The following is a 20,609-nucleotide window of genomic DNA, read 5'->3' as shown; positions in this document are numbered from 1 at the left end:
GAATCACTATGGAGCAATATCACGGCACGACGATTTTGTCGGTGCGCCGGGGCAATCTCGTCGCCATGGGTGGCGACGGCCAGGTTACCCTTGGCAATATCGTCATCAAGGCGACCGCCCGGAAGGTTCGTCGTCTCTATCAAGGCCGCATTCTTGCGGGGTTTGCCGGCGGTACGGCCGATGCGTTCACCTTGTTCGAACGTTTCGAGGCCAAGCTGGAAAAGCATCAGGGCAATCTGGTTCGTTCGGCTGTCGAACTCGCCAAGGACTGGCGTTCCGACCGCGCCCTGCGTCGTCTGGAGGCGATGCTGTCGGTGGCCGATCGCGAATCCTCGCTGGTCATCACTGGCAACGGCGATGTGCTGGAACCGGAGCAAGGCATCGTCGCCATCGGTTCGGGCGGCGCCTATGCGCAGAGCGCGGCGCGCGCCTTGCTCGACAATACCGAACTGCCGCCGCTGGACATCGTGACCAAGTCGCTCGAAATCGCCGGCGACCTGTGCATCTACACCAACCGCAATTTCACCCTGGAGACGCTGGAATGACGACCATGACGCCACAGGAGATCGTTTCCGAACTGGACAAGCACATTGTCGGTCAAAATTCCGCCAAAAAGGCGGTTGCCATCGCCCTGCGCAACCGCTGGCGGCGTTCGCAGGTGGCCGAGCCGCTGCGCCAGGAAATCACCCCGAAGAACATCCTGATGATCGGGCCGACCGGTGTCGGCAAGACCGAAATCGCCCGCCGCCTGGCCCGTCTGGCCAATGCGCCCTTCATCAAGGTGGAGGCCACCAAGTTCACCGAGGTCGGCTATGTCGGCCGCGATGTCGAGACCATCATTCGCGATTTGGTCGAGATGGCGATCAAGTCCGGGCGCGAAAAGGCCATCAAGGGCATGCGCGCGCGCGCCGAAGACGCTGCCGAAGAGCGCATCCTCGACGCCTTGCTGCCGCCGGCGCGCAGCCCCGGGTTTTTTGCCGAAAACACCGAGGCCTCGGCCACCGAAAACACCACCCGCCAGAAATTCCGCAAGAAGCTGCGCGAAGGCGAACTGGACGACAAGGAAATCGACATCGAGGTCGCAGCCCCCAGCATGCAGGCCGAAATCTTCGCGCCGCCGGGCATGGAGGAGCTGACCCAGCAGATCCAGGGCATGTTCCAGAACATGGGCGGTGGCAAGAAAAAGTCGCGCAAGCTGAAAATCAGCGAAGCACTCAAGCTGCTTACCGACGAGGAGGCCGCCAAGCTGGTCAATGACGAGGAGGTCAAGCTGGAGGCGGTCAAGGCCGTCGAGCAGAACGGCATCGTCTTTCTCGACGAAATCGACAAGGTCACCGGCCGTTCCGATACGCAGGGTGCAGACGTGTCGCGCCAGGGCGTGCAGCGCGACCTGCTGCCGCTCGTTGAGGGAACGACCGTGTCGACCAAGTACGGCATGATCCGCACCGATCACATCCTGTTCATCGCTTCCGGCGCCTTTCACCTGTCCAAACCGTCGGATCTGATCCCTGAGCTGCAGGGCCGGTTTCCGATCCGTGTCGAACTCGATTCCCTCTCCGTGGCCGATTTCGAATGCATCCTGACCCAGACCGATGCCTGCCTGACCAAGCAATACCAGGCGCTGCTGGAAACCGAAGGTGTCTCGATTGAATTTGTCGACGACGGCATCCGCCGCATGGCTGAAATCGCCTTCCAGGTGAACGAGAAGACCGAGAACATCGGTGCCCGCCGCCTGCATACCGTGATGGAAAAACTGCTCGAGGAAGTCTCCTTTAGCGCCGGCAAGGTCGGGCTGGACAAGGTTGCCGTCGACGCCGCCTATGTCAATGAAAAGCTGGGCGAAGTGGCCGCCGACGAGGATTTGTCGCGCTACGTGCTGTAACCGGAAATGGCCGGGGCCGAAGGTGATTCCCCATGGTTCCGGCCTGCGCTCGAGCACGATCGGGGCCTGATACTTTCTGAAAGAAACTCGTGGACGAACAAAGCCTGAGCTTCCGCCTGCTGGCGATCCTGTTCCCGATTTTCGGCATCATTGCCGCGGGGTATTTCTACGGTCGCAAGCACAAACCGGAAATGGCCGTCGCCAACCGGCTGAACATGGACGTTTTCGTTCCGGCCCTGGTTTTTGCGGCAATGGCCGGCAAATCCATTGATCTTGGCGCCTATGCACCACTTGCGCTCGGTGGCTTCATCGTGCTGGCCGTTTGCGGCTTGCTGGCCTGGGGGCTTGCCCGGCTGATCGGCGTCCAACCCAAGACGCTGGCGCCGCCGATGATGTTCAACAACTCCGGCAACATCGGTCTGCCACTGGCCGTGCTGGCCTGGGGCGAAGAGGCTCTGCCGGCGGCGGTTATCCTGTTCATGGTCGAGAACACATTGCACTTCTCCTTTGGCGCGCGCCTGCTCGATCCGACCACGCGCCTGCTGACCTTGTGGCGCATTCCGGTAGTCTTTGCCGCCATCGCCGGCCTGACCGTGGCCTTGGTCAAGATTCCCATCTGGCAACCGGCGGTCATCGCCATCAAGATGCTTGGCGACGTGTCGGTCCCCTTGCTGCTGTTCTCGCTGGGGGTGCGAATGACCGATGTTTCGTTCAGCGAATGGAAGGTGGCGGTCGGCAGCGCCGTATTGCGTCCGCTGGCCGGCATGGCCGTTGCCTACGGGGCAATCGCTGTGCTCGGCCTGCAGGGGCGTGATGCGGCAATGTTGCTGGTGTTCGGAGCCCTGCCCCCGGCCGTGCTCAACTTCCTGTTTGCCGAGCGTTACAAGCAGGAGCCGCAGCGAGTGGCCTCGATCGTGCTGATCGGTAACCTGGCCGCTCTGGTTTTCCTGCCGCTGGCTCTGGCGCTCGTCCTTTAGCGGCCGAAGCGGTCCATCTGCCGACGGTTGCGCTTGGTGGGTCGGCCGTGGATGTCGGCAGCCGGTTCGGTTTCGAATTTGCGCCGCATCTGCTCGGCCTCGCGGGCTGCGATGCTGTCCGGGGTTTCTTCGTAAAGCAGGCGGGCTTCGCTGGCCGGGCCGCGTTTTTCGGAAAGTGCCTGGATGGTTACTTCCCAGCGGGTCTCGCCGTTGAAGATATCCAGTCGGTCGCCGATCTTGACGTCACGCGACGCCTTGGTCGGCGCTCCATTCAACTTGATCTTGCCACCGCCGACCGCATCGGTAGCCAGGCTGCGCGTCTTGAAGAAGCGCGCAGCCCACAGCCACTTGTCGATGCGGACGCCGCTCATTGCGGCAGGACGACCTCTCCGGCGTAGAGCTGCTCGACGGTTTCGCGTTGGCGAATGACATGAACCTGCTCGCCATCGATCATGATTTCGACGGCGCGCGGCCGGGTGTTGTAGTTCGAGGCCATGGCCATGCCGTAGGCGCCGGCGGACATGACGGCCAGCAGGTCGCCCGGCTGCACGCAGAGCGGACGGGCCTGGCCGAGGAAGTCGCCGGTTTCGCAGACCGGACCGACCACGTCGTAGTCGCGCGGCGTGCCGCTACGCGGCGTTACCGGGTTGATGTCGTGCCAGGCTTCGTAGAGGGCTGGACGCATCAGGTCGTTCATGGCAGCGTCGATGATGGCAAAATTCTTGCCTTCGCCTTCCTTCAGGTACTCGATCTTTGTCAGCAGCAAGCCCGCATTGCCGACCAGTCGGCGGCCCGGCTCGAGGACCACCTGCAGGCCGCGGCCTTGCAGCTTGTCGAGCAGCGGCGTCAGGTAGGAGGCGACGGTCGGCTGAACCTGGTCGGCCTTGTACTTGATGCCGAGGCCGCCACCGAGGTCGAGGTGATGAATGTGAATCCCTTCGCTGGCCAGTTGGTCGACAAGGACCAGGATGCGGTCGAGGGCTTCGACGAAGGGCGAAGGGTCGAGCAGTTGGGAGCCGATATGGCAATCGATGCCGGCCACCTGGATATTCGGCAGAGCGGCAGCACGACGGTAAAGCGGCAGGGCGTCATCGTAGGCGACGCCGAACTTGGCTTCCTTGAGACCGGTCGAGATGTAGGGATGCGTCTTGGGGTCCACGTTCGGATTGACGCGCAGGCTGATCGAGGCCTTTTGGCCAGCTTGGCCTGCTACTTCGTTCAAGCGCTCCAGTTCGGGGATCGATTCGATGTTGAAGCAGAAGATGCCGGTATCGAGGGCCAGCTTCATTTCGGCAGCAGTCTTGCCGACGCCGGAGAAGACGACCTTCTTCGGGTCGGCGCCAGCGGCCAGCACCCGCTGCAGTTCGCCGCCGGAAACGATGTCGAAGCCGGCCCCCATGCGAGCGAATACGTTGAGTACGGCGAGGCTCGAGTTGGCCTTGACGGCATAGCAGACCAGCGCACCATTACCGGCCGGATGGCTGCCGAGAACATCCTGGAATTCGCGCAGCGACTCGGTCAGCGCGGCGCGGGAGTAAACATAGGCTGGCGTACCGAACTGATCGGCGAGGGCGGGCAGGGCGATGGATTCGGCGTGCAGGACACCGTTCTTCAGGGCAAATTGGGTCATTGGGCGCTCGGGCGAGTGGTCGTGCTAACATCCTTGGCAGGCGTCTTTCCGCTGCCCAGCAGCGGTTCCGGCGCCGGGCCGGACGGCCTTTCGAGCTGGCCTTTCATGCCGCAGGCGGCAAGGCCGAGAATGATCAGCAGGGCAGCGATTCTGGACATGTTGGGGGCGCTGTCAGCAAAGGGTGGGATGGTAGCACACGATGGATGACAAGGATTTCAACCGCCTGGCCGACGCGACGTTGGCGAGGATCGAAGCGGCTCTCGAAGCCAGCGGTGCCGACCTGGATTTTGAACTGGGGGCGGGCGGTGTGCTGGAGATCGAGTTTGCCGACGACAGCAAAATCATCGTCAATCGCCACGGCGTAAATAAGGAAATCTGGGTCGCTGCGCGCGCCGGAGGCTTTCATTTTCGCTGGGATGGCTCCGCGTGGCGCGACACGCGGGATAACGCCGAGTTGCTTGAGAAGCTGTCCGGACTCGCCAGCCAGCAGGCCGGCGAGTCGGTCGATCTGCGCTGATCAGTCGCTGGGCGGCGAACTGAGGTCCGGCTTGGGCAGCGGCACGGCATCCTGCGATTCTTCTTCCGCTGCACGCTCCTTGGCGTTTTCGGCATAGATGTAGGTGCGCTCGCGCCCTTCGCCGTACGCGATGAGCCCTTCGGGGACCGGCAGCGTTTGCATGGGAACATCTTTCAGGGCGCGGTTCATATAGCCGATCCAGATGGGTAGCGCAGCGACGCCGCCGGTTTCACGGTCGCCCAGCTTGCGCGGCTGGTCGAAGCCGATCCAGGCGCAACCTGCAACCGTCATCTGGTAGCCGCAGAACCAGGCATCGACATATTCGTTGGTGGTGCCGGTCTTGCCGGCGAGATCCTGCCGCTTGAGGGCTACGGAAGCCTTGGCTGCCGTGCCGTAGATGGCTACATCGCGCAGCATGGTGTCCATCATGAAGGCATTACGTGGATCGATGGCGCGAATGCTTTCATCGCCGGCCTCGATCTCGGTCGAGTGAGCCACAACTTGGTCGCGCTCGTCGCGAATCTCGCGAACGACGAAGGGATTGACCTTGTAGCCGCCGTTGGCAAAGACCGAATAGCCGGTCACCATCTGCCACGGCGTGACTGAGCCTGCTCCGAGCGCCATGGTCAGGTAGGGCGGGTGCCGGGCGGCATCGAAGCCGAAGCGGGTAGCGTAGTCCTGCGCGTAGTTCGTGCCGATTGCTTGCAGGATGCGGATCGAGACCATGTTCTTGGATTTGGCGAGCGCCGTCCGCATTTTCATCGGGCCTTCGTACTTGCCGTCATAGTTATGCGGTTCCCATGCCTGCGATCCTGTCTGGCTGGCCGGAATGGTGATCGGTTCATCGGCGATCACGCTGCCCGGAGCAAAGCCTTTCTCCAGCGAAGCAGAGTAGATGAAAGGCTTGAAGCTGGACCCCGGTTGGCGCCAGGCCTGGGTGACATGGTTGAACTTGTTGCGATTGAAGTCGAAGCCGCCGACCAGTGCGCGTATGGCGCCGTCCTGCGGCGAAATGGCAACAAAGGCGGATTCGACTTCGGGCAACTGGGTGATCTGCCAGCTACCCTTGTCGTCCTTTTGCAGGCGGATGATGGCACCGCGCTTCAGGCGCTTGTTGGGCGGCGCCTTGTCGTCGAGCATCTTGGCGGCGAACTTGGTGGCGTCGCCGGTCAAGGTCACGATTTCCCCGCCTTTGCGGTAGGCGCGTATCTGTTTGGCATCGGCAGCCAGGACCAGCGCCGGGATCAGATCGCCGGTATCGGCGATATCCTGGAGGGCTTCGTCAATGGCTTCGTCCTGGTCGGACTTGATGTCCTTCATCTCCAGGTAGGATTCGGCACCGCGATAGCCATGTCGCCGGTCGTAATCCATGACGCCCTTGCGCAGGCTGTTGTAGGCGGCTTCCTGTTCGGCCTTGATGATCGTGGTGTAAACCTTCATGCCGCGGGAGTAGACGTCCTCCGGGAAGCGTTCGGCAGTTATTTGGCGGGCCATTTCGGCCACGTATTCGGCATGCACGGCGTAGCCGGCCAACTCTCGCTTGACGATCAGCGGTTCCTTCAGAGCCGCCGCCTGTTGGGTATCGGTGATATAACCCAGCTCGTGCATTCGGCGCAGCACGTATTGCTGGCGCAGTTTCGCGCGGTTGGGGTTGACCACCGGATTGTAGGCGGACGGCGCCTTCGGCAGACCGGCCAGCATGGCGGCCTCGGCAATCGAGATGTCCTTGAGCGGCTTGCCAAAATAGATCTGGGCAGCCGCCGCGAAACCGTAGGCGCGCTGTCCCAGGAATATTTGATTGATATAGAGCTCGAAAATCTGGTCCTTGCTCAGGTTGCTCTCGATCTTGAACGACAGCAGCGCTTCGTAGAGCTTGCGGGTATAGGTCTTTTCTCCGGTCAGGAAGAAATTTCTCGCTACCTGCTGCGTGATGGTGGATGCACCCTGGCGTTTCCCCCCTCCCAGCAAGTTGGCACCTGCCGCACGCAGGATGCCGGTGTAGTCGATGCCGCCATGTTGGTAAAAGCGATCATCCTCGGCCGAGAGAATCGCGTGCTTCAATACCGGGGGAACGTCCTGGAATGCGACCACTGCGCGGCGTTCCTCGCCATATTCTCCAATCAGGAATCCGTCTGCGGTATAAACACGAAGGGGGATTTTGGGGCGGTAATCTGTCAATACTTCGAGTGATGGCAAATTCGGGTAGGTCAGGACAAGAATGATCAGAACCATTGCCACACCCATTGCCGCCAGGCCGACCAAAAATATGACGGGATAAAGAATCAGACGCAGTGTGGGGGGCAGAGTGGGCACTGTTTTCAGGCGGGAGAGATGAAGTTGCGCCGATTATACGCCGGGCCATATTCCAGCCGTGAAAATGCTTTACACACCTATAGGTTGTTGCTAGCATCTGAAGTGAATTATTGGTTATTTTTGTAACTTCGTAATCCGTAAGGACTTTTTGGGGGTCTGGTGGGCTTCGATATCTCAGCGTTGTTAAATCCTAAGGCGCGCTCCCTTTTCGGCCTGGACATCAGTTCCTCGGCTGTCAAGATGGTCGAGCTGACCGCCAATGGGAAAGACGGCTATCGCGTTGAGCGCTACACCATCGAGGTGTTGCCCAAGGACGCGGTCTCCGATGGCAATATCGCCAACCCGGATGGTGTGGTCGATTGCGTCAAGCGTGCCTGGAAGCGCATGGGAACGTCGACACGCAACGTCGCCATGGCTTTGCCGGGTTCTGCGGTCATTACGAAAAAGATCATCGTGCCGGCCGGGTTGCGTGACGATGAACTGGAGGTTCAGGTCGAAACGGAGGCCAATCAGTACATTCCGTTCGCCATCGATGAGGTCAACCTCGATTATCAGGTGCTCGGTCCTGCGCCTGCCGTGCCCGATGAGTTGGAGGTTCTGATCGCTGCCTCCAAGAAGGAGCGTGTCGAGGACCGTGTCGCGGTCGCCGATGCGGCCGGGCTGAAGGCAATGGTTGTCGATGTCGAGTCCTTTGCGGCGCTGGCGGCCTTCGAACTGATTGAGCGCCAGTTGCCGGAATCAGGGAAGAATCAGGTCGTTGCCTTGATCGATGCCGGGGCAAATGTCATGAATCTGACGGTCTTGCGCAACGGACAGCAGGTCTACGCACGTGAGCAGGCATTCGGGGGCGGGCAGCTGACTCAGGATATCTCTCGTCACTACGGGATGAGTATCGAAGATGCCGAATCTGCCAAGCGCGCAGGCAATCTGCCCGAAGGCTACGAGGTCGAGTTGTTGAACCCGTTCATGGAAAACCTGGCGCTCGAAGTTTCCCGGGCGCTTCAGTTTTTCTTCACGTCGACGCAGTACAACCAGGTCGACCATATCGTGCTTGCCGGCGGCTGCGCCGTCATCCCCGGCATCGATGAGGTCGTTGCCACGCGCACCCAGGTCAATACCTTGATTGCCAATCCCTTCGCCAATATGGTGCTGTCTGATCGGGTGCGGGCAAAAAGCCTCCTGGCAGATGCTTCTTCCCTGATGGTGGCTTGCGGCCTGGCGCTGCGGAGGTTCGATCCATCATGATACGAATTAACCTCTTACCGCATCGCGAAGAAGCGAAGAAGGCGCGGCGCGAGCAGTTCTATGTGCTGGCAGGGCTGATTTCTGTGCTGGGGGCCTTGATCGTATTTGCCGGATACACCCTGATTGGCAACGCGATCAGCAGTCAGGAGGGGGCTAATACCTTCCTCAAAGGCGAGATTGCGGTACTCGATAAACAGCTTGATCAGATCAAGCGTCTAAAGGAACAGACACAGGCCTTGCTGGCCCGCAAGCAGGTAATCGAGAATCTGCAGCGAGACCGCGGTGAAACGGTCTATCTGCTGAGTGAGCTCGTTAAACAGGTGCCGGAAGGTTGTTATCTGAAATCTATCAAACAGGATGGGTTAAAGGTTGTTGTGGTCGGGTACGCACAATCGAATGCGCGGATTTCCGCTCTGATGAGAAACTTGGATGCATCTCCATGGATGGAGCAGCCGCAATTGATCGAGAGCAAGGCGGTAGTGTCTGGGGGGCGCCGGATGTACGAGTTCGGGATGACATTTGTCCTGACCCGGGTTGGTGCCGATGATGGAAAGGGGAAAAAGTGAATATCAAATCCATCTCCTTGCCAGCAGTTGATTTACAGTCAATAGCAGACGACTTCCGCTTCTTGAACCCGAATGACCCTGGGGCATGGCCGCTGATTCCGAAGATAACTATCTTGTTCGGATTATTGGTTGCCATTGTTGCTGCAGGTTGGTGGTTTGTTTGGAGTGACCAGTTTGTCGACCTCGAATCCAAACAGCGAGAAGAAGAAACCTTAAAGCAGCAATATGTAGATAAGAAGCGCCAAGCTATCAATCTGGATTTGTATGTTCAGCAACTGGCCGAGATTGATCGATCCTTTGGTGCACTGTTGAAGCAGTTGCCGGACAAGTCGGAAATCGAAGCGCTTCTGATCGAAATCAATCAGGCTGGCCTTGGTCGCGGATTGCAATTTGAACTTTTCAAGCCGGGTCAGGAGCAAATCAAGGATTTCTACGCCGAGCTTCCAGTTACGGTCAAAATTAATGGCAGTTACCATGATTTTGGTGCGTTTGCGGCTGATATCGCCAAACTGCCAAGAATCGTGACGCTTAACAATATCTCTATCGCTCCGGTAAAAGAGGGTGGGTTACTGACTTTGGATGCGACCACCAAAACCTTCCGCTATCTCGACGAGGAAGAGGTTTCCCGCCAAAAGAAGGCTGAGCAGCAGAAGAAGGCTGAGCAGGGAGCGAAGAAATGAAACGCGTGACGCTCATTGCGATTTGCGGAGTGTTGACGGCGTGTGCCGGTGGCGACCATGAGAACTTGAAGCAATGGATGGTCGAAAACACTAAGGATATGCGCGGTAATGTTCCCAAATTACCCGAGGTGAAGCCTTACCAACCCGTTCCCTATGGAATGGATGGTGTCCTTGATCCTTTCAAACCAAACAAGATTGAACCTGAGTCCAGGTACAAACAGTTGGCAGGCAAGGGGGGGGCATTCCAGCCTGATTACGAGGCGCGAGAAATTCGTAACAGCATGTTGGAAAAGTATCCGCTAGAGTCGCTCAAGATGATTGGTTACATGAACGTCAACAAGCGTCCGATGGCCGTCATACAGGTCGAAGACAAGGTCAAGCAGGTTAAGGTTGGGGACTATATGGGGCTTGATTTTGGCATGGTGACTCAGGTTTCGGACACTGAAGTGCAAGTGCGGGAATTGATTCAGGATTCTGCAGGTGATTGGAGTGAGCGCAAAAGTTCCCTCTACCTGCAGAGCAAGGAGGGGAGCAAGAAATGAAATTCATTAGTCGCGCAATGGCTGCCTTTGTGGTGTGTCTTGCTTTGTCGCCTGTAGTTCGTGCCGAGTCCCCAGTCTCCAATGCGATTGAGGCCGTTAACGTTGCGCAGCAAGGAAACCAGATATCTCTGCGAATTGATATGAAGGAGCCTCTTTTGGCTGCTCCTCCAGGGTTCAGTGTCGCAACTCCCGCCAAAATTGCCTTGGATTTTCAGTCGACTGCCAATGCATTGGGAAAGAATAGTCAGGTATTCAACCAAGGCGATCTGCGCAGCATGAATGTGGTTCAGGTTGGCGACCGGACGCGTGTCGTTCTTAACCTGACCAAGAGTCTGAACTACAAGACTCGTCTGGAAGGAAAGTCGCTCTACGTCACTCTCTCTCCGATTGAGCGTGTAATCGAAAATGCATCGACGCGTTCCACGCGTTTTGCAGAGGAAAGTCTGGTCGGCACCAAGCACTCGGTGAGCGATGTTCTCTTCCGTAGGGGAAAAGACGGGGAGGGGCGAATTATCGTTGACCTGAGCGATTCTGGTACTGGAATCGACATTAGGCAGCAGGGCTCTGCTCTGGTCGTCGACTTCGTCAAGACAACAGTTCCCGACCGGCTGCGCAGAAAACTCGATGTCACAGACTTTGCCACCCCAGTAACCTCCATAGAAACGCGTGCCAACGGTGATAACGTACGGATGACAATCACCCCTAAGGGCCTATGGGAACACAATGCCTATCAAAGCGATAATCAGTTCATTGTTGAGGTCAAGCGAATTATCGAAGATCCCAATAAACTGGTTCAGGGGGCCAAAATTGGCTACCAAGGGCCGCGCGTCAGCATCAATTATCAGAATGGGGACGTCCGCGCGCTACTACGTCTGATGGCAGAGGAGTTGGGGTTGAATGCGGTTATCAGTGAAACGGTAACGGGAACGACTACCCTCGTGCTTAAAGATGTTCCGGCTGATCAGGTGATTGATATCATCTTCCAGCAAAAAGGGCTGGATATGCGCAAGAAGGGCAACATCATCATGATTGCTCCGCGTGATGAGATCGCTACCCGTGAAAAACTGGAATTCGAGTCGAAGCAGCAAATTAATGAGTTGGAGCCATTGAAGCTGGAGCAGTTCCAGTTGAATTATCAAAAATCAGCGGATGTTGCCCGATTGCTGGCTGGGTTGCCACCAATTGGTGCTGTGGTCACTCCGCTACCCCCTGGTACGACAGTCAATGTTCAGCGAATTTTGAGTAAACGAGGGAGTGCCGTCGCGGACCCTCAATCCAATCTTCTGTTCGTAAATGACATTCCCAGTAAATTAGAGGAAATACGCGCCTTTATTTCCGCTATTGATATTGGAGCACGACAGGTTTTGATTGAGGCGCGTGTCGTTGAGGCAAGTGATAGCTTCAACCGTAATCTCGGGGCTAAGCTTAATTTCCTGAGCCAGAAGAGCAACGTCTTGGGTGGGAGTGGGTGGAATGTCTTGGGAGGCAAGGTTACGCCATCAACATTTAGTAGCTCAACCAAAGATGGTACGACTACCTCCACGTTTACCCCTGCCACTCAGAGTACTCCGCAAACAATCGGGGTGAATTTGCCAGCATTTGCTTCATCTGGGGGGACTTTGGCGTTGTCTTTGTTCAACTCCAGTCTGACGAAATTTCTAAATCTGGAATTGGCCGCCCTCGAGTCTGACGGTATTGGCAAGATTATTTCGAGCCCCCGGGTAATTACCGCTAACAATGTCAAGGCCAAGATTGAAGATGGCACAGAGGTTCCGTACATCACGTCGACGAGTTCTGGCGGGACGACGACGACTACGGTCAATTTCAAGCCAGCAAAACTGTCTCTTGAGGTGGTTCCGCAAATTACGCCGGAGGGGTCGGTTCGGATGGCTTTGATCGTCAAGAAGGAGGAGCCGGACTGGACGAAGGCTGTGAGTGCCAATGGCTATCTCAATCCGCCAATCAAGAGTTCAGTCGTGGAAACCAATGTATTGGTCGACAATGGTGGTACCGTGGTTATCGGTGGTGTCTTCATGACCAAGACCGAGAATACGGTAGAAAAGGTTCCTTTGCTGGGTGATATTCCCTTCCTCGGCTGGTTGTTCAAGGTCAAGACTGATAAAGGCGAGCGCCGCGAGCTTTTGGTGTTCATCACCCCGCGAGTGATTTCGGACAAGATTCAACTAGAGTAATTGGTTCGTTAGACACGTGAAGGCCGGCCTTTGCCGGCCTTTTTTGTGTCCATTCAAGACTCGGCTAAAATTCTTCCGTGGAACAAAACCGAAACATTTATCTGGTAGGCCTGATGGGGGCTGGTAAAACGACAGTCGGGCGCATGCTTGCCAAGCGTTTGAGTCGTCCTTTCATGGATTCCGATCACGAAATCGTGGAGCGAACCGGGGTTCCGATTCCGACGATTTTTGAAATTGAAGGCGAGGACGGATTCCGTCGCCGCGAAGCACAAACACTGCATGAACTCACCGCCGGAAGCGGTCTAGTCTTGGCAACGGGAGGTGGTGTGGTCATCAATCCCGAGAATCGTCGTCGTCTGAACGAGACGGGCTGGGTCGTCTATCTGAACGTTCCGCCCCGGTTGTTGTTTGAGAGGACGCGCCACGATCGTAACCGTCCGTTGCTCCATGTCGAAGATCCGCTGGCTCGCCTGGAAGAGTTGCATGCAGTGCGCGATCCGCTGTACCGGGAGGCTGCGCATATCGTTGTCGATGGCTCCCATCTGGTGGCGGCGGGAATCGTCCAGCATCTATTGAGAGAATTCAACCGCTTATGCAAAGCTTGATTGAGACCCTTGAGGTCGCGCTTGAGGAGCGCTCCTATCCCATTCATATCGGTCCGGGTCTTCTGGATCAAGAGGGATTGCTCCCTCCTTTCATCAAGCAGAAAAAGGTGATGGTGGTCTCCAACGAAACGGTGGCACCGCTCTATTTGAGTCGTTTGTGCGAAAACCTGGCGCGTGGTGGCATTTCGGCGCATTCGGTCATCCTGCCCGATGGCGAGAGGTACAAGACATGGGAGACGCTGAACCTGATCTTCGATGCCTTGCTAACGGAGCGTTGCGAGCGAAACACGGTATTGATCGCCCTGGGCGGCGGTGTCATCGGCGATATGGGCGGCTTTGCAGCGGCATGTTATCAACGCGGGATGCCGTTTATTCAAGTGCCGACGACCTTGCTCTCGCAGGTCGATTCGTCGGTGGGTGGAAAGACCGCGATCAACCATCCGATGGGCAAGAACATGATCGGCGCTTTCTATCAACCCAAGTTGGTGCTGGCGGATATTTCCACGCTCGACACGCTTCCGGACCGGGAGCTCAAGGCGGGACTGGCAGAGGTCATCAAATACGGTCTGATTCGCGATCCTGAGTTTTTTGATTGGCTGGAGGTCAATCTGGAAAAGCTTCTGGCGCGCGACCAGGCGGCGCTGGTTTATGCGGTGCGCCGATCCTGTGCCAACAAGGCAGAGGTTGTTGCTGCCGATGAACGGGAGAGCGGAGAGCGTGCCTTGCTCAACCTGGGCCATACCTTTGGTCATGCCATCGAAACAGGCATGGGTTACGGCGAGTGGCTTCACGGCGAGGCGGTATCTGCGGGCACGCTCATTGCTGCAGAGTTGTCGCGTGCTTTGGGTTGGATTGAAGCGGCAACGGTGACCCGGATTGAGCGTATTTTTGTTCGTGCCGGATTGCCGGTCCATGGGCCTGCTCTTGGCGTCGAGCGCTATGTCGCGTTGATGAGCCATGACAAGAAGGTTCAGGATGGAAAGTTGCGTCTGGTGCTGTTGCAGGGAATTGGAAAGGCCGTAGTCTCCGATGTCGCAACCCCGGAGCAGATTGCTGCGGCAATCACCGCACGATGCACCGATACGGGGACCGGTTGACGTTCGGTGGGCGAGTTTGGTGCATTGCAGCATCTTGATTCGACAGGGGTTTGCCAGTATATTTAATGGTTGCCTCAAATTTTCGTACAGGCCGAAGCGTCGAATATGACGTTCGGCTTTTTTCATCATTGGCCCTGATGCAGGAGGGCCAAGTACTTTGAAGGAATGCGTGTGATGGAACCGGCAGTACCTGATCGGCAGGGTTTGTACGACCCCGCCAACGAGCACGACGCTTGCGGCGTGGGCTTTGTTGCTCATGTCAAAGGCCAGAAGAGCCACAATATCGTCGAGCAGGGTTTGTTGATCCTCAAAAATATCGACCACCGCGGCGCCGTTGGCGCTGACCCGCTGCAGGGTGACGGTGCCGGTATCCTGATCCAGATTCCGGATCAGTTCTATCGCGAGGAAATGGCCAAGCAGGGCGTCGAACTGCCGCCGAACGGCGAGTACGGTGTCGGCATGGTTTTCCTGCCGCAGGAGGCCGCTTCGCGCCACGCCTGCGTCGAGGAAATCGAGCGTTCCGTGCTGGCCGAAGGCCAGATCATCCTCGGGTGGCGCGATGTGCCGGTCAATGCCGACATGCCGATGTCGCCGACAGTCAAGGCCAAGGAGCCGGTGATCCGCCAGATCTTCGTCGGCCGTGGTCCGGACGTCTTCGTCACCGACGCGCTTGAGCGCAAGCTGTACATCATCCGCCGCCGTGCTGCCAACGCCATCAAGTCGTTGAAGCTGAAGCACGGCCAGGAATTCTACGTGCCGTCCTTCTCGGCCCGTACCGTGAACTACAAGGGTCTGCTGCTGGCTGACCAGGTTGGCGTGTATTACCTCGACCTGCAGGACAAGCGCACGGTTACTGCCCTGGCCTTGGTTCACCAGCGTTTCTCGACCAACACCTTCCCGACCTGGGATCTGGCCCACCCGTTCCGCTACATTGCCCACAACGGTGAAATCAACACCGTGCGCGGCAACGTCAACTGGTTCAAGGCCCGCGAACAGGCGATTTCCTCGCCCATCCTCGGTGACGATCTGAAGAAGGTCTGGCCGCTGCATTATCCGGGTCAGTCGGACTCCGCATCCTTCGACAATGCGCTCGAACTGCTCGTCATGGGTGGCGGTTATTCGCTGGCCCAGGCCGTCATGCTGATGATTCCGGAAGCTTGGGAAAAGCACACGACGATGGACGAGAACCGTCGCGCCTTCTATGAATACCATGCCGCCATGATGGAGCCGTGGGACGGCCCCGCCGCTGTGGCCTTCACCGACGGCCGCCAGATCGGCGCCACGCTGGACCGTAACGGCCTGCGTCCGGCCCGCTATCTGGTGACCGACGATGACCTCGTGGTCATGGCTTCGGAATCCGGCGTGCTGCCGATTCCGGACAAGAAGATTGTCAAGAAGTGGCGTCTGCAGCCGGGCAAGATGTTCCTGATCGACATGGAACAGGGCCGCATCATCGATGACCAAGAACTGAAGAACTCCCTGGCCAACGCCAAGCCCTACCGCGAGTGGATCGAGAAGATTCGCATCAAGCTCGACGAAGTGCCGGCCGCCGATGAAAAGTGCGCCGCGTCGTCCGCCTCGCTGCTCGATCGCCAGCAGGCTTTCGGCTACACCCAGGAAGACGTCAAGGTCATTCTCGAGCCGATGGTCCAGAACGGCGAAGAAGCGACCGGTTCGATGGGTACCGACTCGGCACTGCCGGTGCTGTCGGCCAAGAACAAGACCCTGTACGCCTACTTCAAGCAGCTGTTCGCCCAGGTGACCAATCCGCCGATCGACCCGATCCGCGAAGAACTGGTCATGTCGCTGGTGTCCTTCATCGGTCCGAAGCCGAACCTGCTGAACACCAACGACATCAACCCGCCGATCCGCCTCGAAGTGTCGCAGCCGGTCCTGTCCTTCGCCGACATGGAAAAGCTGCGCAACATCGAGAAGTACACGTCGAACAAGTTCCGCTCCTTCGAACTGGATATCTGCTATCCGGTCGCCTGGGGCAAGGACGGCATCGAAGCCCGTCTGGCCTCGCTGGCTGCCGATGCGGAAGATGCCGTACGTTCGGGCGCCAACATCTTGATCGTCTCCGACCGCCAGGTCAGCGCCGAGCAGGTTGCCATTCCGGCGCTGCTGGCGACGTCGACTATTCACCAGCACCTGGTCAAGAAGGGCCTGCGCACCAGCGCCGGTCTGGTCGTCGAGACCGGTTCCGCTCGCGAAGTGCATCATTTCGCGCTGCTGGGCGGTTACGGTGCCGAAGCGGTGCATCCGTACCTCGCGCTGGAAACTATCGAATCCCTGGCCAAGGGCGACGCCGAAAAGGCCGAAAAGTTCACCAAGAACTTCATTAAGGCCATCGGCAAGGGCCTGTGCAAGGTCATGTCCAAGATGGGCATCTCGACCTACATGTCCTACACCGGCGCCCAGATTTTCGAAGCGATCGGCCTGCAGAAGGACTTCGTCGAGAAGTACTTCACCGGCACGCCGTCGAACATCGAGGGTATCGGTGTCTTCGAGGTGGCCGAGGAAGCCATCCGTCTGCATACCGAAGCCTTCTCGGCTGATCCGGTGCTGGCCAACATGCTCGATGCCGGCGGCGAATACGCCTATCGCACCCGTGGCGAAGAACACGTCTGGACCCCGGACTCCATCGCCAAACTGCAGCATTCGACCCGCTCCGGCAAGTACGAAACCTACAAGGAATACGCCAAGCTGATCAACGATCAGACCAAGCGTCACCTGACCCTGCGCGGCCTGTTTGAACTCAAGCCGCAAGGCGAGCCGATTCCGCTCGACGAAGTCGAACCGGCCAAGGAAATCGTCAAGCGTTTTGCCACCGGCGCCATGTCGCTCGGCTCGATCTCGACCGAAGCGCACACCACGCTGGCCATCGCCATGAACCGTATCGGCGGCAAGTCGAATACCGGTGAAGGTGGCGAGGATGCCAAGCGCTTCCAGCCGCTGAAGGCGGGCCAGACCCTGTCCGAAATCGTCGGTGCCTCGCGTATCGAACGCGACTACACCTTCAAGGAAGGCGACTCGCTGCGTTCCGCCATCAAGCAGGTCGCTTCCGGCCGCTTCGGCGTGACCACCGAATACCTGGTCAATGCCGACCAGATCCAGATCAAGATGGCGCAAGGTGCCAAGCCGGGTGAAGGCGGCCAGTTGCCGGGTCACAAGGTTTCCGAGTACATCGGCTTCCTGCGTCACTCGGTACCGGGTGTCGGCCTGATCTCGCCGCCCCCGCACCACGACATCTACTCCATCGAGGATCTGGCGCAGCTCATCCATGACCTGAAGAACGCCAACTCCAAGGCTTCGATCTCGGTCAAGCTGGTGTCGGAAGTCGGTGTCGGTACAGTGGCTGCCGGTGTTGCCAAGGCCAAGGCCGATCACGTCGTGATCGCCGGTTTTGACGGTGGTACGGGCGCTTCGCCGCAGTCCTCCATCAAGCACGCCGGTACGCCGTGGGAACTCGGCCTGTCCGAAACCCAGCAGACCCTGGTGCTGAACCGCCTGCGTTCGCGTATCCGCGTTCAGGTCGACGGCCAGATGAAGACCGGTCGCGACGTCGTCATCGGCGCGCTGCTCGGTGCCGACGAGTTCGGCTTCGCGACTGCGCCGCTGGTGGTCGAAGGCTGCATCATGATGCGCAAGTGCCACCTGAATACCTGCCCGGTTGGCGTCGCCACCCAGGATCCGGTGTTGCGTCAGCGCTTCTCCGGCCAGCCGGAACACGTCGTGAATTTCTTCTTCTTCGTTGCCGAAGAAGCTCGCGAAATCATGGCCCAGCTGGGTATCCGCAAGTTCGACGACCTGGTCGGTCGTGCCGACCTGCTCGACATGCGTGCCGGTATCGAACACTGGAAGGCGAAGGGCCTGGATTTCACAAAGGTCTTCTACCAGCCGAACGTGCCGGCCGAAGTGTCGCGCCGCCATACCGAAGGCCAGGACCATGGCCTCGAGAAGGCACTGGACCACAAGCTGATCGAACAGGCCAAGCCGGCGCTCGAAAAGGGCCAGAAGGTCCAGATCGAAACGACCATCATCAACGTCAACCGCACCTGCGGCACCATGCTGTCGGGCGAAGTGGCCAAGCGTTATGGCAATGCCGGCCTGCCGGATGACACCATCCACATCAAGCTGACCGGCACTGCCGGCCAGGCTTTCGGTGCCTTCCTGGCGCGTGGCGTTACCCTCGACCTGACGGGCGAAGGGAACGACTACGTCGGCAAGGGGCTGTCGGGTGGCCGCATCATCATCAAGCCGAACGCCGATTTCCGCGGCGACACGCAGCAGAACATCATCGTCGGCAACACCGTCATGTACGGTGCGACCGAGGGCGAGGCCTTCTTCGCCGGTGTCGGTGGCGAACGCTTCTGCGTCCGCAACTCCGGTGGCACGGCTGTCGTCGAGGGTGTGGGCGACCACGGTTGCGAATACATGACCGGCGGCACCGTTGCCGTGCTGGGCATGACGGGTCGCAACTTCGCGGCCGGCATGTCGGGCGGCATCGCCTACGTGCTGGATGAGGATGGTTCCTTCAAGAGCCGCTGCAACCTGGCTCAGGTTGCCCTCGAGAAGGTTCTGCCGGCCAATCGCCACGCCGCAGGCGAACCGCTGCACCGGGGTCAGGCTGACGAGACCCAGCTCAAGGAGCTGGTGACCCGTCACGCCGAATACACCGGCAGCAAGACCGCCAAGGCCATCCTGGCCAACTGGGATGCCTATCGCGAGAAGTTCGTCAAAGTCTATCCGCACGAATACAAGCGGGCGCTCACCGAGATGGCCGCTGCTGCACAGAAGGAGGCCGCATAATGGGCAAGCCGACTGGATTCATGGAGTTCGAACGCCTCGAAGAGGCCTACGAACCGGTCGAAAAGCGCCTGACGCATTACAAGGAGTTCGTCCAGACCCTGTCTGACGAGCAAGCCAAGACCCAGGGCGCGCGCTGCATGGACTGCGGTATTCCGTTCTGCAACACCGGCTGCCCGGTGAACAACATCATTCCGGACTGGAATGACCTGGTGTTCCGCGGCAACTGGAAGCAGGCGCTGGATGTGCTGCACTCGACCAACAATTTCCCGGACTTCACGGGCCGGATCTGCCCGGCGCCCTGTGAAGCCGCCTGTACGCTCGGCATCAACGCCGCGCCGGTGGGCATCAAGTCGATCGAGCATTTCATCATCGACAAGGGCTGGGAAATGGGCTGGGTCGTGCCGCAGCCGGCCGCCGTCAAGACGGGCAAGAAGATTGCCGTCGTCGGCTCCGGGCCGGCCGGCATGGCCGCTGCCCAGCAGTTGGCGCGCGTCGGTCACGACGTGACCGTGTTCGAGAAGAGCAGCCGTATCGGCGGCCTGCTCGGCTTCGGCATCCCGGACTTCAAGCTGAACAAGTCGGTCATCGACCGCCGCGTGTCGCAGATGCAGGCTGAAGGCGTGACCTTCAAGACCAAGGTCATCGTCGGCGACAAGAATATCCCGGCCGGCATCAACAACGATGCCACCGAGACTGTCTCGGCCGAACAGCTGAAGGAGGATTTCGACGCCGTGATCCTGGCTGCCGGTTCGGAAGTGCCGCGCGATCTGCCGGTGCCGGGCCGTGAACTCAAGGGCGTCTATGCTGCGCTCGAGTTCCTGATTCCGCAGAACAAGGAAGTGCAGCAGGGCGTCAAGAACCCGATCAACGTCAAGGGCAAGCACGTCGTCGTCATCGGCGGCGGCGATACCGGTTCGGACTGCGTCGGCACCAGCTACCGCCACGGCGCCGCATCGGTGACCCAGTTCGAACTGATGCCGGCTCCGCCGGAGCAGGAAGACAAGCCGCTGGTCTGGCCGTACTGGCCGCTCAAGATGCGTACCTCGTCGTCCCATAAGGAAGGTGAAACTGTCCGCGAATTCGCGGTGGCTACCAAGTCCTTCATCGACGATGGCAAGGGCAACGTCAAGGCGCTCAAGGCGGTTCGTGTCGAGTGGCAGGGTGGCAAGATGGTCGAGGTCGCCGGTTCGGAATTCGAACTGCCGTGCGATGCCGCCTTCCTGGCCATGGGCTTCACCAATCCGGTGGGTAGCCTGCTCGAAGCTTTCGGCGTTGAGAAGGATGCACGCAACAACGCCAAGGCAACGACCGATGGTGAAGGCTGCTACAAGACCAATGTCGACGGCGTCTATGCGGCCGGTGACGTGCGTCGCGGCCAGTCGCTGGTGGTCTGGGCGATTCGTGAAGGTCGCCAGGCCGCTCGTGAGGTCGATGCCTTCCTGATGGGTTCGACGACACTGCCGCGCTAAACAGCCGACTGTTGCGCCACCCCGAGGCCCTGCCGCGCGAAAGCCGGCAGGGCCTTTGTTTTGGCCGTTGGTCGGAAAATCT

17 protein-coding genes are annotated in these 20,609 nt (G+C 58.8%); 13 read left to right on the top strand and 4 right to left on the bottom strand.

Annotation, left to right across the window (positions count from 1 at the left end; genetic code table 11):
• Positions 1-8: 8 nt before the first annotated feature.
• From hslV to F1002_RS18735, 3 genes are all read left to right on the top strand, one after another.
• A complete protein-coding gene (gene hslV, locus F1002_RS18745) occupies positions 9-545 on the top strand; it encodes an ATP-dependent protease subunit HslV (protein WP_150430574.1) in 537 nt (178 codons plus the stop codon).
• The gene (gene hslU, locus F1002_RS18740) at positions 542-1,882 is read left to right on the top strand and encodes an ATP-dependent protease ATPase subunit HslU (RefSeq protein ID WP_150430573.1); all 1,341 of its coding nucleotides are present in this window, start codon (positions 542-544) and stop codon (positions 1,880-1,882) included. The genes hslV and hslU overlap by 4 nt, the downstream gene beginning before the upstream one ends.
• 89 nt (positions 1,883-1,971) lie before the next feature.
• Positions 1,972-2,859, top strand: coding sequence for an AEC family transporter (locus tag F1002_RS18735; protein ID WP_223879677.1), 888 nt, complete (start codon positions 1,972-1,974; stop codon positions 2,857-2,859).
• On the opposite strand, the gene F1002_RS18730 is transcribed toward F1002_RS18735, so the two are convergent.
• The 3 genes from F1002_RS18730 to F1002_RS21070 are packed head-to-tail and all read right to left on the bottom strand — an operon-like array spanning position 2,856 to position 4,647.
• A complete protein-coding gene (locus F1002_RS18730; RefSeq protein ID WP_150430572.1) occupies positions 2,856-3,230 on the bottom strand; it encodes an RNA-binding S4 domain-containing protein in 375 nt (124 codons plus the stop codon). The genes F1002_RS18735 and F1002_RS18730 overlap by 4 nt on opposite strands.
• Positions 3,227-4,489 carry a diaminopimelate decarboxylase gene (gene lysA / locus F1002_RS18725; protein WP_150430571.1) on the bottom strand — a complete coding sequence of 421 codons (1,263 nt, stop codon included), beginning with the start codon at positions 4,487-4,489 and terminating at the stop codon, positions 3,227-3,229. Before lysA ends, F1002_RS18730 begins: the two co-directional genes overlap by 4 nt.
• Positions 4,486-4,647: a lipoprotein gene (locus F1002_RS21070; protein WP_191090469.1), complete on the bottom strand. Its 162-nt coding sequence runs from the start codon at positions 4,645-4,647 to the stop codon at positions 4,486-4,488. Before F1002_RS21070 ends, lysA begins: the two co-directional genes overlap by 4 nt.
• Before the next feature lie 41 nt (positions 4,648-4,688).
• On the opposite strand from F1002_RS21070, the gene cyaY reads away from it, so the two are divergent.
• Positions 4,689-5,006, top strand: coding sequence for an iron donor protein CyaY (gene cyaY, locus F1002_RS18720; RefSeq protein WP_150430570.1), 318 nt, complete (start codon positions 4,689-4,691; stop codon positions 5,004-5,006).
• On the opposite strand, the gene F1002_RS18715 is transcribed toward cyaY, so the two are convergent.
• Positions 5,007-7,238: a penicillin-binding protein 1A gene (locus F1002_RS18715; RefSeq protein ID WP_370452197.1), complete on the bottom strand. Its 2,232-nt coding sequence runs from the start codon at positions 7,236-7,238 to the stop codon at positions 5,007-5,009.
• A gap of 240 nt (positions 7,239-7,478) precedes the next feature.
• Between F1002_RS18715 and F1002_RS18710 the strand changes: the two genes are divergently transcribed.
• From F1002_RS18710 to F1002_RS18670, 9 genes are all read left to right on the top strand, one after another.
• Positions 7,479-8,564 carry a pilus assembly protein PilM gene (locus tag F1002_RS18710; RefSeq protein ID WP_150430568.1) on the top strand — a complete coding sequence of 362 codons (1,086 nt, stop codon included), beginning with the start codon at positions 7,479-7,481 and terminating at the stop codon, positions 8,562-8,564.
• Entirely contained in the window at positions 8,561-9,130 is a 570-nt protein-coding gene (locus F1002_RS18705; RefSeq protein ID WP_150430567.1) for a PilN domain-containing protein, read from the top strand. The genes F1002_RS18710 and F1002_RS18705 overlap by 4 nt, the downstream gene beginning before the upstream one ends.
• Positions 9,127-9,810, top strand: coding sequence for a type 4a pilus biogenesis protein PilO (locus F1002_RS18700; protein WP_223879676.1), 684 nt, complete (start codon positions 9,127-9,129; stop codon positions 9,808-9,810). The genes F1002_RS18705 and F1002_RS18700 overlap by 4 nt, the downstream gene beginning before the upstream one ends.
• The gene (locus tag F1002_RS18695; RefSeq protein ID WP_150430566.1) at positions 9,807-10,352 is read left to right on the top strand and encodes a pilus assembly protein PilP; all 546 of its coding nucleotides are present in this window, start codon (positions 9,807-9,809) and stop codon (positions 10,350-10,352) included. The genes F1002_RS18700 and F1002_RS18695 overlap by 4 nt, the downstream gene beginning before the upstream one ends.
• Positions 10,349-12,544 (top strand): type IV pilus secretin PilQ, encoded by a 2,196-nt coding sequence (gene pilQ / locus F1002_RS18690; protein ID WP_150430565.1) that lies wholly within the window; start codon positions 10,349-10,351, stop codon positions 12,542-12,544. Before F1002_RS18695 ends, pilQ begins: the two co-directional genes overlap by 4 nt.
• 77 nt (positions 12,545-12,621) lie before the next feature.
• Complete coding sequence (locus tag F1002_RS18685) at positions 12,622-13,149, top strand: shikimate kinase (RefSeq protein WP_150430564.1); 528 nt, start codon at positions 12,622-12,624, stop codon at positions 13,147-13,149.
• On the top strand, positions 13,149-14,246 hold the full coding sequence (aroB, locus tag F1002_RS18680) for a 3-dehydroquinate synthase (RefSeq protein WP_150430623.1): 1,098 nt from the start codon (positions 13,149-13,151) through the stop codon (positions 14,244-14,246). Before F1002_RS18685 ends, aroB begins: the two co-directional genes overlap by 1 nt.
• Before the next feature lie 174 nt (positions 14,247-14,420).
• Positions 14,421-19,058, top strand: coding sequence for a glutamate synthase-related protein (locus F1002_RS18675; protein WP_150430563.1), 4,638 nt, complete (start codon positions 14,421-14,423; stop codon positions 19,056-19,058).
• On the top strand, positions 19,058-20,527 hold the full coding sequence (locus F1002_RS18670; protein ID WP_150430562.1) for a glutamate synthase subunit beta: 1,470 nt from the start codon (positions 19,058-19,060) through the stop codon (positions 20,525-20,527). Before F1002_RS18675 ends, F1002_RS18670 begins: the two co-directional genes overlap by 1 nt.
• Positions 20,528-20,609: the final 82 nt, after the last annotated feature.

Origin of the sequence: Dechloromonas sp. CZR5, from assembly GCF_008711155.1 — a bacterium.
Taxonomy (GTDB): Bacteria; Pseudomonadota; Gammaproteobacteria; order Burkholderiales; family Rhodocyclaceae; genus Azonexus.
The sequence above is the reverse complement of the archived record's forward strand: the minus strand, read 5'-3'. Positions and strand labels throughout refer to the sequence as shown.